Below are 17,184 nucleotides of genomic sequence, written 5' to 3'. Positions count from 1 at the left end.
TGACGAGCCGACTCCGGATTGTCGGCGATCAGAGAGTAATCCCCAGTTGGCCTTACAAACTGACCTCTACCGCTTCGATTCCACACTCCATAAACTGCTCGGGCTGTGCTAGCATCGCCCAGCAGGAAAAATCCCCCAAATCATCCCCATTTAAGGGTGCGGCTGCCTATGGAACAACTGGGACGTTATGAAATCCTCGCCGAGCTGGGTCGCGGCGCCATGGGAACGGTGTATCAGGCGCGTGACCCGCGCATTGATCGCATGGTGGCGCTCAAGATCATCAGCATCAGCGGGGCCTCCGCGTCTGAAGAAGTGGAATACCGGCGGCGGTTCTATCGCGAGGCCCAGGCAGCCGGTAAGCTGGCGCATCCAGGAATCGTAACCATTTATGACGTAGGCGAAGACCCGGTCACTCAGACCCCTTTCATTGTCATGGAGTACATCGCCGGCACTACCCTGGAAAGTATTGCCCACGAGCAGCGGCCTCCGATCGCCATTACGCTGGACCTGGTGAAGCAGGTTGCTGAAGCGCTGCACTATGCGCACTCGCAAGGCATTATTCATCGCGACATCAAGCCGGCCAACATCATCGTGACCAACGATTGGCGGGCCAAGATTACCGACTTCGGCGTGGCCAAACTGGCAGTCGCCGATTTCACCGTCGCCGGCCAGGTGCTGGGAACACCGACGTTCATGGCGCCGGAGCAGCTCTCGGGGCATCCCGTGGATGGCCGCTCAGATCTGTTTTCCCTGGGAATCATCCTTTACATCATGTTGGGCGGCGTGAAGCCGTTCATCGGCGGGACCCTCAGCGAGGTCATGTTCAAAGTCGTGAACAACGAACCCGCCCCGGTGACGCAGCACAACTCGACTCTCTCACCCGATTTCGATTACGTGATCGGCCGCGCGCTGGCAAAATTTCCGCAAAACCGCTACCAGAGCGGACGCGAATTTGCCTGCGACCTCGACGACCTGCTCTCGGGCCAGGGCCCACGCTCGCGCTACTCTGCCCCCACAACTACCGCCTGGGGCGAGGCGACGTTGGCGAAAATCACCAAGGAGCAGTCGGGGATCACGCAAGGACCGTTGTCCTCTTCCGCTGCCGGTAACAGATCAGGAACAGTCATTGCACCCAGTTCAAATTTTGCCGCGCAAGCTCCGGCAACCGAGGTCCATCTTCCGGAGCCGGTAGAATTCAATCCCTTGCGGCGGATGCCACATGGGATTCGGCTTGTAACCATCAGCGTAGTCCTGCTGGGTGCGTTAGCGGGAGTATGGTTTTGGATCAACTCAGGTTCTCCCAAGGAACCAATTCCCCCAACTCCTACTCCTATACCTTTACATCCCACGCATACCCCAGTTCCGTCGCATACACCTGTTCCCTACTCCACTCCATCAATTGTTCCAACCGGAGACATGGCCAGCCTCGTGGTGAAATGCGTGCACAGCTTCCACAGCGGCGAATTGGTCATCTGGATTGACGGCAAAGAGGTTGACACCGCAACCCTCAGCGGCGGCGGGATCGTGCGTAAAAGATTCGGCGGAAAAAGCGTGATCTCGGCCCGCTATGAAAACACCATTCCTGTTACCGCCGGCAGTCATACCATTCGGGTGCGCGTGACCAGCCGGGGCTATCACCAAACCAAGCAAATCCTGGGCGGCTTTTCTCCGAAAGGAGAAGATATTTTGCTGATCCGCGCCAGCCGCGAGCTAGAGCTGCAGTGGCAGTAAGGGCTTTTAAGCGTTCGACCAACACACCTGTACGAGCGGCCGAGTTTGTGCTTCCAGGGTGACCGTATTCAGAGTTTCTGGCGGGGGGACGCGCCCTCACTTGGCCAATATTCGGTTGACGTCGTCAAGCGTGAGCACTTGCCACACCCGCGCAGTTTGGTCCAAGCTGGCGGTGACGATGCGCTGCCCGTCGGGCGAGAACGCGACCGCGGTAATCTCTCCTGCGTGGCCTTGGAGGATCGCCAGCAAGCGGCTGTTCACACTATTCCACACCCGTGCCGTACGATCCTTGCCAGCAGTGACGATTCGCTGGCCGTCAGGGGAAAACATCGCCCACCAAACCGCATCAGTGTGGCCTTGCAGCGTAGCCATCAAATGGCCGTCAGAACTGTTCCAGATACGCGCGGTACGGTCCAGGCTGGCCGTTACAATGCGTTGTCCATCGGGAGAGAACTCTGCATCCCAAACGTCACCGGTGTGCCCTTGCAACGTAAACAACAAGCGGCCGTCGCTGCTGTTCCACACCCTCGCCGTATGGTCCCTGCTGGCCGTGACGACGCGCTCGCCATCACGAGAGAATGTTGCCTGCCAGACCTCGCCAGTATGCCCTTGCAGTGTAAACAGCAAGCGGCCGTCGCTGCTATTCCATATCCTCGCCGTATGGTCCTTACTGGCGGTGACGATGCGCTGCCCGTCAGAAGAAAACTGTGCTCTCCAAACTTCATCCGTGTGGCCTTGGAGGATCGCCAGCAAGCGGCCGTCGGCACTGTTCCACACCCGCGCGGTGTGATCCTTGCTGGCAGTAACGATGCGCTGACCGTCGGGAGAAAACTGCGCTCTCCAAATGTCATCGCTATGGCCTTGGAGGGTGGCCAGAAGACGGCCGTCAGCAGCATTCCACACCCGGGCTGTATGATCAGCGCTGGCGGTAACGATGCGTTGGTCATCGGGAGAGAATGCAGCATATATCACCCCTCCACCGTGGCCTTCGAGAGTCGTGAGTAAATGGCCGTTTGCGCTGTTCCACACCCGCGCCGTTTGGTCATAGCTCGCAGTAACTATGCGTTGGCCGTCTTTGGAGACCGCCAGGTTCAAAACCCATCCTGTGTGGCCTTGAAGCGAGACCACCATGCGGCCACACACGGTATTCCAAATCCGCATCGTGTTGTCAAAGCCAGCCGTTACGATGCGCTGCCCGTCGGGGGAGAACGCCGCGGAGTAGACCGTATTCGTGTGGCCCTGGAGAATGGCAAGCAGACGGCCATCATCGACGCTCCAAACCCGCGCCGTCTTATCGTGGCTCGCCGTTACGATGCGCCGTCCGTCGGGGGAGAATGCCGCGCTTACCACCGGACCATCGTGCTGCAGCGTAAACAGTAACCGGCCGTCGGCGTTGCCCCACACTCGCGCCGTATGGTCGCGACTGGTAGTGACGATCCGCTGTCCGTCAGGGAAGAACATAGCGTTCACAACCGGACCATCGTGCTGCAGCGTAAACAACAACCGGCCATCGGCGCTTCCCCAGACCCGTGCCGTCTTATCAAAGCTTGTGGTAACAATCCGCTGGCTGTCGGGCGAAAAATCCGCAGTGATAACCTCAGCCTGGTGGCCTGAGAAGGTGGTTAGCAAACGGCCGTCATTTGTGTTCCACACCCGCGCCGTATGGTCCCAACTTGTAGTGACGATGCGCTGTCCATCAGGGGAAAATCTTGCGCTTGCAACACTGCTTGTGTGCCCTTGTAGGGTCGTCAGAAGGCGCCCGTCGCCGCTGTTCCATACCCTAGCCGTACGGTCATCACTGGCGGTGACAATGCGCTGCCCGTCAGGCGAGAACTGGGCGGTCCAAATTCGATCTGTATGCCCTTGGAGGGTCGCCAGAAGGTGACCGTCAGTGCCACTCCACACCCTCGCCGTATGGTCATCGCTGGCGGTGACAACGCGCTGGCCGTCACCAGAAAACTCGGCGTACTGGACCGCATCATCGTGGGTGAGAGTGAATAGCAAACGACCATCGTCCGCGTTCCACACCCTCGCCGTATGATCGTCACTGGCGCTGAGTATCCGCTGGCCATCGGGCGAGAACATCGCCACATTAACGGGACCTTCATGCTTGAAGATCCCCAACGATTCCACAGATGCCTTGGCCACGGCGAGGTGCGTCTCTTGCGTCTTCGCCATGTGCCAACTACGTATCGCCAGATCGAGTGCCTGACCATGATCCTGTAGCAGCAGCTCCCCCGCCTGTGCGGCCAGGGCCCGCGACTCGGCAATCACCTGTTGTTGGTGCGCGAACCATGCGGTTCCAACTGCCACCAGCAGCATGAGAGCCAACGCGCAGGAGAACCAGCGCTGGCGCACTGCCGAGCGTCGCGCCAGAACGGCTGCCTCCCTTTGGTGGGCCAGTTCACGCTCCTGAGCTTCCGCTCGCGCCTCAACGCTGGCTTGCAGGAATTGCCGCAACAGAGTGGGCGCGTCCGCGTGCTTGGCCAGCCATTCTTCTGCTTGCGCCAGGCGCGCTCCTTGCAGCAGCGCTCCTGGGTCATGGTCCAGCCCCAGCCATTCTGCGGCCGCCTGCAGCAGCCGCCGCTCCAGTCTGAGTTCCTCGCGATTTTGTGCCAACCACTCGCACAAGGCAGGCCATTCGCGAATCAAGGCTTCATGCGAAACCTCAACGAACGTCTCCTGTCCTTCTCTCCCAATAGCGATGAGTCGCCTGGAGGCCAGACGCTCCAGCAACGCCTCCACCTCCTCCGCAGCACCTAAAGCAAGTAGGTCTGCTTTTGACACCCTGCGCCGCGTGTCCTGTGCGCCTTCGCCCAGATGCACCAGTTCAAGGAAAATCTTTTGCGCCAGCCGCTTCTGCTTCTCATCCCCGAGGCCCGCATAGACCTCATCGGCGTGCCGGCCCAGCGCACCCCGCAAACGCCCGATCTCCGCATACGCATGGTTGGTCACGGTACAGCCGTAACGTCCACACTTCTCCCACAACTGGCCGAGCGCGTGTTCGAGCAACGCCAAATTACCCGGCTCCGTACCAACGTCTTCCAGCATCGAATCAATCAGTCCGGGTTCGGCGCGCGCCGCAGCCAGCGCCAAACGCTTTTCGATGGTCTCGCGCAGTTGCTCGTGGGTCATGCGGGGCACGTTGTAAAGGTTGGCTTCCAAGCAACGGCTCAGCTGCGCATGTTCCAGGCAGTGCGCGTAAAAGTCCGCCCGCAGCGCCAGTACCACGTGTACAGGAATGGGATTGTCCGGGCGGCTGGCCGCCATGAGAGCATCAATGTAGCGGTCCCGGGCCTGCTGATTGGTGGTCAGCGTGAAGATCTCCTCGAACTGGTCCACCACCAGCAGGATGCGCGCGGATCCCGCCTTCTCTGGCATAGCACTGGCCAACGTGTTGATGGCATGGCGCAGCGTGTCCCCGCCTGCGGGCAGTTTGGTTCGCCACTCCGAGCTGAACTCTGCCTTCTCCTTCGAACTCAACTCCGGCGCCAATTGGCTGGGCAGGACTTCAGCCAGGTAATCGAAGGGAGTCCCAGAAGGACGAAACACCGCGATGCGCCACTGGTCGACCAACAAACCTTCGCTCTGAAAACGCCCCGCCCGCAACGCCGGGATGAGCCCTGCACGTACCAGCGATGACTTGCCGCTGCCCGAGTTACCCACCATCGCCAGCACCGATGAGCGGCCGAGACGAGCGAGCAGATCGTTGGTCTCGGTGTCGCGCCCGAAGAACAGCCAGGCGTCTTCCGGTTCGAACACTTGCAGGCTGCGAAATGGGCTGTGCCGGCTCCAATAATCGGACAGAAGAGCAAAGTGCGCCGCTCCCGAGAGACCGTTTCCCAGCGCTGCGGCATCTGCCTCCGCAACCGATGCTACAAATCTGTATCCTTTCCGCGGTACGGTCTGAATAAAGGAGTTGCCGTTGCGATCGTCTCCCAGAAGTCTCCTGAGAATAAAGATGTTCTGGCTCAGATTGCCCTCTTCCACAAAGGTTCCCGGCCAGAGGGCGTTCATGAGTTCATCTTTTTCCAATAGTTGGCCCCGGCTCTGCACCAGTAATATAAGGAGATCGATCCCCTTGGGCGTCAGAGCCACCAGTTCTCCGTTGCGAACCAGTGTTCGTTGGGTCAAGTGCAGCCGAAAACCACCGAACTCGTAGACTAAATCTACTTTCTCATCCATGTGGGCACCCTAAGGGATTGCCCCTGAATTATAGAGACTCCTCATTTTTGAAGATAGGACCATGCCGCTAACTCGAAGTGGCTGACAGTCTTACATCTCTTTTCAGCCTTTGATTCAGAGGCCGCCTTTCACAGATTTGCCCGCTCTTTGGAGCTCAACTGCTCGGGGATTGAATACCTGTGGAAAAAAATTGAGCGTTTCTTTGAGGACTTTGCGCTTCCTGTCGTCTATTGTTGCCCCGTTCGAGGCTAGAGATTGAGCGGGAGACGGCGATGCAACGGCGCCATGCCCTTACCCCAAGAATCTGTGCGAGGATAATATGCATGAAACCGTTTCCTTCTCAACGAGGTTTGGAGCCCGATGTCGGCCTGCCCGCAATCGAGGTTGGGCAAGCACAAACCATGATCTTAGGCTTACGAGAACTGAGGCTAGCTGGTCTTCGTGACCAGACCCTCCTGCAGAAGGTAGCGAACCAGCAAAACACACAGAGAGGAAGAAAACAATGACGGGTGCGGCATCAATGGTGAGGTGGTTGGGCAGGACATATCCTTTTTTGATGGTTGGTGCACTTTGCTTGCTCTTAGCGATCCCAGCAAGTGCACAATCAGCGGCCTCCACCCCGTGTCCAAATGTGACCGGTAACCCCAATCCTCCGCCGCCTTGTGTAAGCAGCTTCGTCATCTCGCCCAATGTGGTGGTGGGCAGTCAGCCGGTGACACTGGAGGCCACAGTGACGATCGCCAACTTCCCCTCGGCCCCCAATAGTTTTGTCCCAGTGGTGCTTGCACCCGGCGGATGGGGCTGTCGGCCTCCCGCGACCCCATTCAGTGGAGGCTGTTCCTTTAACGGACCGAAGGGGACCTTCTACTTTCCGCTTCCGAACGGAGCAACCCAAAGCTATACCGCAAATTTTGCGGCGTACGCGGCGTACGGTGGCGATTTAGGCATCATGCAATCTGTGACATTCGCTACGCAGGCCGGCCCAGCGGTGATGGTCGATCCGGTCCCGGACTTAGTGCAGAACTTTTCGGTTATCAGTGCGACGACTGATGCCAACACAGAACGGCTGGCAACCAAGGGCCGGCCAGTGCTCGGTGTTGCGGCAGACGGTGTAGCCCAGGTGCTGCTGCGAATCCCAACCGCCAATCCTGGAGATCAAATCACCCTCACTGTGCTGGATGACCAAGGTCAGCCGAGTACTTCTCCTGACCAATATGGAGAGTTGGGTGCCGTCGGCCCTGCGGTGAGCACGAGCAAAGGCCCAATGGCGTTCGCGATATATCAAGCCCCGAAGGATTACCCGAGACCAACGGGGCAGGATGCTGGCACTGCCACGCGGAAAGCATTCATACAGGTGCAGTCCGCGGATGGGAGTAAATTGACCACGACGGTTAACATCGTGCGGCCTCTTTTGGTCTTCATTCATGGACTTTGGGGAGACGCTAGGACTTGGGACGCTTTCACTATTGTTGGCCCGGGGGACATCGGGTTGTTTCACAACTTCCGAACAGAACTAGTTACCTACGACTACCGGATACCTTTCATCTCTTCATCAATTCCCAACTACGACAGCTTCAACGGCATCTTCCCCGTCCCGGCACGCGGAAATTCCCTAGGTTTTGGCGCTAATGCGGCCGTTGTGATGCAAAGTCTTGAGAGCAAGATCAAGGATTTCAAGGACAACAACCCAGCCGGAATCCCCGTGGCCGCTATTCAGGCGGACATCGTGGCTCACAGTATGGGAGGAGATATAACCCGCACGATGCCTTTGGTGCTGAATTTCATGCTTAATGACAATCTGGGACAAGGACCCGTTCATAAGGTCATTACAATCGATACCCCGCACCTGGGCTCCATATTGGCTACAAAGCTGCTCGACGATCGCAACGCTTGTGTACGCGACCTCATGGCCCGGTTCGGAAGCTATTCGTTTGAGCAAGTTACATTCTCCTTGGCTAGCGGCGGAGAGCATGTTTCCGGCGCGATAGGCGACTTGGCGCCATCGAGCCACTTGCTGCTAGCGATGGCGAATGACAATAGCCACCCTCTCAAGATCGCGCTCATTGCTGGGACGGAGGATGCTGGAAATCTCGCGGGCTTCAACAACAGTTTTGTTGCCAACCTCGTACGCTGCAAATGCAATGGCGATATCAATGTTGACGAAACGTGCGGCTTCTACACGTCTCGTGCCCCGCTAGCGGCAAGTTTCACGGCCGCAAATTGGCCTGGGGTTTTCGGCGAGGCTAGTGACGGGATTGTCGGTATTACCAGCATGTTGAACGGACTCGATTCGAGTGCTGGTTCTGTTTTTACCGGACGAGTGCATGGCAAGGGAGCCACAGCTTTGGGTCTCAATCCGCCCACCATGACCGATCGTGCTGTCGCACCAAAAGTACTGGACTTGTTGAATACCCCGATCAGTGATTCGGTATTCAATCAAATGAATCCTTAGGCGAGGCCAACATTTCATGACTAATCTCACGACGAAAGCTATTATCACAGCTCCCGGCTTCATTCGGATCATAACGCTATTGATTGGGACAGCTTGCTTGAGTGCCGCACAAAGCCAGCCAACTCTTCAGATCACGTCCCCTTCCGATGGCGCCGTTGTGAGCCCCGGCCAGGCAATTACAGTGAACATAGTATCTCTCACAGGTGTTACCGTTTCCGCTGTATTCGTCATTGCTGAAAACCCGCTTCTCGGCAGCGGTCCTGCGCATTCAACGCCAGCTCAACTTTCAGTTACAGTTCCGTCGAGTCTGTCCAGCAGAAGCTATACACTGACTGCTATCGGAGCCACCAGTGCGGGACAGGAAGTGCAATCGTTGCCCATCAGTGTTCATGTCGAGCGGCCGGATCCGCCTACGGCTCTCACGTCAGGTTCGCCGTCAGTCGTCCTGGAATCGCAGGGGCAACAAATGCCGGTCAATATCTCGGCCACTTTTGCCGATGCTAGCGTCATGGACGTCACTGAGTCCTCCAACTTGAGATATTCGACTTCGAACGGGAATGTTGCGACTGTGGATGCAAACGGTATGATCACGGCAGTCGCTGCCGGTAGAGCCTCGATCACTGCTGCCTATGGTGGAGGAAGCCAGAACCCGCTTAGCGTCAGCGTACCAATTACGGTCGAGCCTCCAATGCTCACCCCTTCTCCAAGCTCTCTGAATTTTGGCGGTGACCAGGGAGTGTTTGTTGGCACCAGTACCTCCGGACAAATAACACTAACTAATGGCACGAGCAACCCGACAGTCGGAGCTACAAGCATTACTGCTACAGGAGACTATTCCGAAACAGATAATTGCGTTTCTTCCTCTCCGCTGCCCGTGGGTGGCACCTGCACCATCACAGTCACCTTCTCTCCTACTGTCGCAGGTACTCGAGTGGGATCATTGACTGTTGCCAACAATTTCACAATCGCTCCTGCGGTGCTCCCCCTTTCAGGAGTCGCCAACAACAATTTCGCGATTCTTGCGTCACCTGGGAGCCAGACGGTCCCGGCCGGAGGGAGCACAGCCTACACGCCAACTGTCTCACTCTTTGCTGGCTTTAGCGGCGCGGTGGCGTTGAGCGTGAGCGGGCTGCCCTCAGGAGTGACCGCAACCTTCAGTCCGCAGTCAATCAACACCAATGGAGGGTCGTCGACGCTAACGGTTACCACTTCTTCATCAACACTCGCGGGAGACTATCCCTTCACTATCGCTGGCAACAATGGGAACGTTAGCCTCACGCAAAACCTGGTGTTGACCGTTACTTCTGCTGTTCCCGCCCCGCAAATCAGTCAAGTGACAGACAATACTGGCGGCACCTCAGCCATCTCTATAGGAAGCGCAACCTTCGTCAACGGCAGCGGGTTTGGGGACAGTCAAGGCTCTAGCACTTTGACGTTGAATGGCAGGACCGTAGCCCCTTATTTCTGGAGTGACGGCAGTGTGCACGCTTTCATTCCGGCCGACACGGTACCCGGCTCTGTTGCTGTACAGATTACGACCAGCCAGGGCGCGAGCAATACCGTGAACATCACAGTTACCGGGCAGCCTACCATCACGGGCATCAATCCCCCCAGTGGCCCGGCCGGTACACAGGTCACGGTCACTGGGACGAACTTTGGCCCGGCACCGGTTCCCAATCTTACGGGCATATTCATGAACAGTGGCCCGTTCATGCCGGTAGTGAGCTGGAGTGACAGCCAAATTGTGGTCACGGTGCCGGCCGGAGCGATGCCTATAAGCTACATGTTTTCCGTGTTGAATAACGGATTGATAGCTTCGTCGTCTGCATTTACCGTAATCCCTTCTCCGCATATCACAAGCATAAGTCCTGCGGCTGGCGCAGTGGGTACTCAAGTCACGATCACAGGCTCTGGGTTTGTCGACACGCAGAATCTTAACCAGGTATTCATTGGAGGCGTCGCCGCGGCTGTTGTCAGTTGGAGTGATACGCAAATCGTCGCCAACGTTCCGACTGGAGCGCAGACCGGAACCATTTATGTGGCAGTGACCGACGCATCTCTTAATTATGTGAACAGCAATGAGGTCGCGTTTACTGTCAGCGGGCCGTAGAAGCGCCTTTCTGACTTGAACCAAGTCGCGCCGGTAGAACCCGGGCCTCAGCCCCCAATACCAGGAGGAGATGAAAGAGCTGAAAACAGGAAGTCAGAAGATGGTTCTAAGACAGCTCCAAGCTCCCAAGAGCAGTCCTCAGTTGTCAGTCCTCAATCCTCAGAACGGATCAATACGGATAAACATGGCGAGCCTCTGACCACCGACTGGCACCAATCTGATATCAAAACCTTGCTTTCCCTGGAAACTACAGGCCATCATGGAGAAGCAGTTGCCAGCTACCGGTTGCCAGTGAAAAACAACTGCAAAAGAACTGGGTGAGCGCGAAGCGAGCGAAGCGTTGCGGAGCCCTTAGACTAACGACGGCATTCAAGAGCGCCGGGGCTTTGGCCTCTGAGGTCTTTGAAAATTCGAAGGGACGCGGGATTCTGGCGTTTGATTTTGCTGAGAACTGAGAACTGCTTTCAGCAAGTCCCCTGCTCCGGATTGATTTTCGCCAGCAATGACGCGGGTCAGACGCGATTTGGGGACTTCAAATCACCTGCGAGCAAGTGGGTGGGGCTGTCTGCCCTCTTCCAAAAATCTGCGTTGATCCGCGTTCATCCGCGGCGAAAAGGGTTTGCTTTTTCCGAGGAAGCTGCCACCTCAGCAAGTCTCCCACCCAAAAGCGCTTTTCCCCAATAAATATGCGGCGATCAACGCTGTTTTTAAGGTTCCAGGCACTAGCAGCAAGTACCCCACCCCCTCGCCTGTTTGGGCATGTTTCTGCGTCATTTTTCTCTCGGCCAAACCTGGATGAAATTGCGACTAAAACGGAACTCGAAACCAAAACGAGAGGTCCTGAATTTTCCTGCTTTTGTGAAGGAGCGGTTAGAGAAATGTCGTTTTCATGCTCAGGTGCGAAGCTTGCAATCATGCTTCTCCCCGGAGGTTAAAGATGTCAGTAAGGCGTCGCGGGCATGCATCAAAAGAATTCAACGCAAAAACCAAAAGCCGCCCGTTTGCTGGCGGCTTCTGGCTCTTTAGTTATAGCCAATTATGATCAGGCTGATTCGTCTTTCCGGCGAGCTGAACTTTTGGTCGCGGCAACTGATATCAAGGCCCCGGCTTCTTCCAGTACTTGTTGAATGGCGCTGTAGAGCGCTTCCGGTTTGACGGGTTTGTGTACGAAGTGCCGTGCCCCGCAGCGCAGCGCAGCCAGGATGTCCACCTGGTTTCCAACCGAAGATACCATCACGATGCGTGCCTGGGGGTTCCGCTGCAGGATGATCTCAGCCGCGTCAATCCCGCCCATCTTGGGCATGATGATATCCATGAGCACGATATCGGGCTTGACGCGGTCATACTCGGTGACCGCCGCCAGCCCATCAGCGGCTTCGCCCTCGACGTGGCCGCCAAAGGTTTCGATCACGAAGCGCAGGTTTTTGCGCGCGTAGATGGAGTCATCCACGATCATGCAGCGCAGTGGCTGGCCGTCCTTGTTCCATTTGACTGCCGCAGATTTTTTCATAACAAACTAGTTTCTTGGGGGGTAGGCACGGCTTTGGAAGCCGTGCCCTTTCGAGCAAACGCGCTGCATCCAAATTCTTCTTACAACTTCCAACTTCGTGCCCGACTTGCGTCCGCTCAACCCGTTCATTAGCGACGGATTGGGAGGAAGCGGACAGGGGCGTTGCAACTCGCCGTGTTGTTCGCCATGTTCGGGTCGGCTACATCGGACGATACCGTCGCCGTAGTCACAATCGCTCTGGTCAGATTGATCGGGGTCACGACTATGGTAACCATGGCCGTTCCACCGTTGGTCATCAAGCCCAGATTGCAGTTGATGGCGCCGGTCGCTACGCTGCACGATCCCTGCGTCGTATTCACAGAGACCACGTAGTAAGACCCGGCGAAAGTCTGGTTGAAGGTCACATTCGCCGAGCTGGGCCCGTTGTTCGCCACCGAGGCCGTAAAGGTGAGCTTGCCACCCAGATGCGCCGGATCAGGCGAGTGGATCATAGTGACAGCAATATCGGCTCCCTGAACCGTCTGGTTCAGAGCCGGAGATGTGCTGCCCAGGAAACTACCATCACCGCTATACACTGCGGTGATGGCATGGACGGCCACGGACAGCGACGAAGTCGTATACGTCGCTTGTCCGCTTGTGAGGGTCTGGGGGCCTCCGAGTGCGGAGGCGCCGTCCATAAACTGTACTGTGCCGGTCGGTACGCCCGCGCCGGGCAGCACCGGTGCTACCGTCGCGGTGAAGGTCACCGACTGGCCCGAATTAGATGGGTTCACCGAAGAGGTCACAGCCGCGCTCGTGCTGGCTTTGTTGACCACCTGCGGGTTGCCGGTCAGCGATCCCGTGCTGCCGCTGAAGCTGCCGTCGCCACCGTACACTGCGGTAATCGTATGGTTGCCCACCGCTAAGGCAGAGATGGCAAATGAAGCCGAGCCGCTGGTCAACGACATGGAACCGAGGGTCGTAACGCCATCCTTGAAGGTCACGGTTCCCGTTGCCGTGGACGGAGAGACCATCGCCGTGAAGGTCACCGTTTGACCAAACACCGAAGGATTGGCGGAAGAGATGACCGCCGTGGTGCTCGTACCGCTACTCACCACCTGCGGATTACCACTCAACGAACCGGTGCTGCTGTTGAAGTTGCCATCGGTAGCGTAACTCGCCGTGATGGTGTGGTTACCTACCGCCAGCGTAGAGGTTGTAAATGTTGCCACACCGCCGCCGTTCAGGGTTCCCGTGCCGATGTTGCTGGCGCCATCCAGGAACGTGACCGTTCCTGTCGGCGTGCCAGTTCCGGGCAGTACCGCGGCAACGGTGGCCGTGAAGGTCACCGATTGTCCGAAGTTGGACGGGTTCACTGACGATGTAACGCTCGTAGTGGTATTCGCTGGATTGACCGTCTGCGTGGGCAGCGATCCATTGCTGCCGCCGTAGTTCGGATCCCCGTTATAGACGATGGTGATAGCGTGGCTGCCTACCGACAGAGTTGCCGGGGTCAGCGACGCATGGCCGGTGTTATCCAGCGCGACTGTGCCGCCGGCGAAGCTGATGCCGCCATCCTTGAAGGTCACCGTGCCCGTGGGAATCCCGGTGGAAGGCGCGACCGGCGTAATGGTTGCGGTAAAGGTTACCGGCTGGCCATAGACCGATGGATTCACCGAAGAAGCCACCGCCGCCGCGCTGCTGGCCTGGTTGACCGTCTCCACCACTGTGTTGGAAGTGCTGGTAATGAAGTTGGTATCGCCACCGTAGACCGCGCTGATGGGATGCGCCGCCAGCGACAGCGAAGAGGTAATGAGCTGCGCCTGGCCTGCACCATTCAACGCTACCGGGGCGCCCAACGGGCTGGCCCCATCCATGAACTGCACCGTGCTGGTGGGAATGCCCGAGCCCGGCGCCAGGGCGATGACCGTGGCCGTGAAGGTCACCGGCTGCCCGAAGACCGAGGACGCCGTACTGGCCGAGAGGGTGGTGGAAGTGCTGGCCTGATTGACCTGCTGCATGAAGCTGGGTGAGGTGCTGGTGGCGAAGCTCGAATCCCCACCATAAACCGCAGTGATGTTACGGTTGCCCGCAACCACTGCTGAAGTCGTAAGCGTAGCAACTAGGGAACCATTCACTACGCCTGTACCCAGGACGGTAGCGCCATCCTTGAAGGTCACCGTGCCCGTCGGCGTGCCTGCCCCGGGTCCGACCACTGTAAGGGTCGCGGTAAAGGTCACCGATTGTCCGAAGGTGGAGGGGTTCAGCGACGAATTTGTAATCGTGGTTGTGGTTGATGCCTGGTTTACGGTCTGCGTCAGCGCAGGAGAGGTGACACTGAAGTAGGTGGTGTCTCCGTTATAGACAACCGTAATGGTGTGTCCGCCCACCGAGAGTGTCGAAGTTGAGAATGTTGCCTGCGCGGTAACGCCCGATCCGCCGATGGGCACTGTTCCCAGAGTGGCAGCCCCATCCTTGAAGGTCACCGTGCCGCTCGGGGTGCTGCTGGCCGGCGGCTGTCCTGTCACCGTGGCCGTGAAGACGACAGACTGGCCGTAGATCGAGGGATTAATCGAGCTGGTCACACCCGCCGTGGCGCTGGCCTTTACTGCCTGGACCAGTACGGTTGACGTGCTGCCAAGATCATTGGCATCGCCGCCATAAACCGCGGTGATGTTGTGGTTGCCCAGGGTCAACGATGAGGTGGAGAAGGTCGCTGAGCCACTGCTCAACGCGCCGCTGCCGATGTTGCTGGCCCCATCAAAGAAGGTCACAGTACCGGTCGCGGTTCCAGGTGTAACCGTAGCTGTAAAGGTCACGGATTGACCTGAGAGAGACGGGTTGACGGAAGAGATGACCGCTGTCGTAGTACTGTTTTTCACCGTCACCGTGGCTGAGCCGCTGATGCCGCCGTTGGTCACCGGGTCGGTGGCCGTGACCGTCCTGCTGCCCGCTGTGTTCAGCGTGACGCCGTTGTTGAAGGTGTGCACGCCATTGTCGCCGGCTACGAAGGTGTAATTCGCCGGCAGAGTCGCTGCGCCATCGTTGCTGGTGAAGTGTACTGTGCCGGTATAGCTTGTGATCGTGTTCCCGAATTGGTCTTGTGCGGTTACCGTGACACTGAAGGCCGTGCCAGCAGTTGCATTGGCCGGCGCAGTCACACTCAACTTTGTCGCTCCGGTTGCAGCCGAGACATTCACCGACGCCGAGCCGGTAATGCTGCCGTTCGCCTGGTCGGTCGCCACCACGGTCTGACTGCCCGCTGTCTTTAACATGATATTGGGGAAGACATGCGTGCCGTTATCCGCGAGGACAAAGGTGTAATTCCCGGGCAGGGTTGCCTGCGCGTCAGAGCTGGTGAACTGCACCGTGCCGGTGTAGTTGGTCACCGTGTTGTTGAACTGATCTTGCGCAGTCACGGTGACGCTGAAGGCTGATCCAGCCGTCGCATTGGCCGGAGCGGTGACCGCAAAGTGTGTCGCACCGCCGGAAGCAAAGGTCACATTTATCGTCGCTGATCCGGTATGGCCACCGCCATCGGTTGCCGTCACCGTCTGGCTGCCTGCCGTCTTCAAGGTCACGCCGTTGTTGAAGGTGTGTACGCCATTGTCACCGGCTACGAAGGTGTAGCTGCCCGGTAAGACTGCCTGGAGGTCGGAACTGGTGAACGTAATCGTGCCCGTGTAGTTGGTCACCGTGTTGCCGTACTGATCTTGGGCCGTCACCGTCACGCTGAACGCTGAACCCGCCGCGCTGCTGGCAGGAGCGGTTACCAGTAACTTCGTCGCTCCACCGGAGGCAAACGTTACATTGACCGTCGCCGACCCGGTATGGCCGCCGCCATCTGTTGCTGTCACCGTCTGGCTGCCCGCTGTCTTCAAGGTCACGCCGTTGGTGAAGGTGTGTACGCCATTGTCGCCGGCTACGAAGGTGTAGTTCCCGGGCAGGACTGCCTGTCCATCCGAACTGGTGAACTGCACCGTGCCGGTGTAGTTGGTCACGGTGTTGTTGAACTGATCGAGCGCCGTCACGGTCACGTCGAATGCCGCACCTGCCGCACTGCTGGCAGGAGCGGTTACCAGTAACTTCGTCGCTCCACCAGAGGCAAAGGTTACATTTACCGTCGCTGATCCGGTATGGCCACCACCATCGGTTGCCGTCACCGTCTGGCTGCCTGCTGTCTTCAAGGTCACGCCGTTGCTGAAGGTGTGTACGCCATTGTCGCCGGCTACGAAGGTGTAGTTCCCGGGCAGGACTGCCTGTCCATCCGAGCTGGTGAACTGCACCGTGCCGGTGTAGTTGGTCACGGTATTGTTGAACTGATCGAGCGCAGTCACCGTAACGCTGAACGCTGAACCTGCCGCACTGCTGGCAGGAGCGGTTACCAGTAACTTCGTCGCTCCACCAGAGGCAAACGTTACATTGACCGTCGCCGATCCGGTATGGCCACCGCCGTCGGTCGCCGTCACCGTCTGGCTGCCTGCCGTCTTCAAGGTCACGCCGTTGCTAAAGGTGTGTACGCCATTGTCCCCGGCTACGAAGGTGTAGTTCCCGGGCAGGACTGCCTGTCCATCCGAACTGGTGAACTGCACCGTGCCGGTGTAGTTGGTCACGGTATTGTTGAACTGATCGAGCGCCGTCACTGTAACGCTGAATGCCGCACCTGCCGCACTGCTCGCAGGCGCCGTCACCAGGAATTTCGTCGCTCCACCGGAGGCAAACGTTACATTTACCGTCGCCGACCCGGTATGGCCACCGCCGTCGGTTGCCGTCACCGTCTGGTTACCCGAAGTCTTCAGGGTCACGCTGCTTGCGAAAGTATGTGAACCGTTATCTCCAACAACAAAGGTATAGTTGCCCGGCAAGACCGCCTGGCCATCCGAACTGGTGAACTGCACTGTGCCGGTGTAGTTGGTCACGGTGTTGTTGAACTGATCGAGCGCAGTCACTGTCACGCTGAATGCCGCACCTGCCGCACTGCTGGCAGGAGCGGTTACCAGTAACTTCGTCGCTCCACCGGAGGCAAAGGTCACATTGACCGTCGCCGACCCGGTATGGCCACCGCCATCGGTTGCCGTCACCGTCTGGTTGCCCGCTATCTTCAAGGTCACGCCATTGTTGAAGGTGTGTACGCCGTTATCCCCAGCTACGAAGGTGTAGCTGCCCGGTAAGACTGCCTGGACATCCGAACTGGTGAACGTAATCGTGCCGGTGTAG

6 protein-coding genes are annotated in these 17,184 nt (G+C 58.0%); 3 read left to right on the top strand and 3 right to left on the bottom strand.

Features of this window, described 5'->3' with window-relative positions; genetic code table 11:
- Nucleotides 1–168: 168 nt before the first annotated feature.
- Nucleotides 169–1,731 (top strand): serine/threonine-protein kinase, encoded by a 1,563-nt coding sequence (locus tag VK738_14085; GenBank protein ID HTD23784.1) that lies wholly within the window; start codon nucleotides 169–171, stop codon nucleotides 1,729–1,731.
- A gap of 96 nt (nucleotides 1,732–1,827) precedes the next feature.
- On the opposite strand, the gene VK738_14080 is transcribed toward VK738_14085, so the two are convergent.
- Nucleotides 1,828–5,916: a winged helix-turn-helix domain-containing protein gene (locus tag VK738_14080; GenBank protein HTD23783.1), complete on the bottom strand. Its 4,089-nt coding sequence runs from the start codon at nucleotides 5,914–5,916 to the stop codon at nucleotides 1,828–1,830.
- 574 nt (nucleotides 5,917–6,490) lie between these two features.
- On the opposite strand from VK738_14080, the gene VK738_14075 reads away from it, so the two are divergent.
- Entirely contained in the window at nucleotides 6,491–8,368 is a 1,878-nt protein-coding gene (locus tag VK738_14075) for a hypothetical protein (protein HTD23782.1), read from the top strand.
- A gap of 16 nt (nucleotides 8,369–8,384) precedes the next feature.
- Nucleotides 8,385–10,478: an IPT/TIG domain-containing protein gene (locus VK738_14070; protein ID HTD23781.1), complete on the top strand. Its 2,094-nt coding sequence runs from the start codon at nucleotides 8,385–8,387 to the stop codon at nucleotides 10,476–10,478.
- A gap of 1,042 nt (nucleotides 10,479–11,520) precedes the next feature.
- Here the strand turns inward: VK738_14070 and VK738_14065 are convergent.
- Nucleotides 11,521–11,988 carry a response regulator gene (locus VK738_14065; GenBank protein ID HTD23780.1) on the bottom strand — a complete coding sequence of 156 codons (468 nt, stop codon included), beginning with the start codon at nucleotides 11,986–11,988 and terminating at the stop codon, nucleotides 11,521–11,523.
- A 128-nt stretch (nucleotides 11,989–12,116) separates the two neighbouring features.
- On the bottom strand, nucleotides 12,117–17,184 hold a 5,068-nt coding region (locus tag VK738_14060), incomplete at its 5' end, for an Ig-like domain repeat protein (GenBank protein ID HTD23779.1).

The sequence above is a fragment of the Terriglobales bacterium genome (assembly GCA_035487355.1).
Lineage (GTDB): Bacteria > Acidobacteriota > Terriglobia > Terriglobales > Acidobacteriaceae > QIAW01.
This window is presented reverse-complemented; position numbering and strand designations above follow the sequence as displayed.

Excerpts from the sequence above, each read along its gene's own strand:
- VK738_14085 (HTD23784.1), top strand. The coding sequence starts at position 169 with ATGGAACAACTGGGACGTTATGAAATCCTCGCCGAGCTGGGTCGCGGC.
- VK738_14080 (HTD23783.1), bottom strand. The coding sequence starts at position 5,916 with ATGGATGAGAAAGTAGATTTAGTCTACGAGTTCGGTGGTTTTCGGCTG.
- VK738_14070 (HTD23781.1), top strand. The coding sequence starts at position 8,385 with ATGACTAATCTCACGACGAAAGCTATTATCACAGCTCCCGGCTTCATT.
- VK738_14065 (HTD23780.1), bottom strand. The coding sequence starts at position 11,988 with ATGAAAAAATCTGCGGCAGTCAAATGGAACAAGGACGGCCAGCCACTG.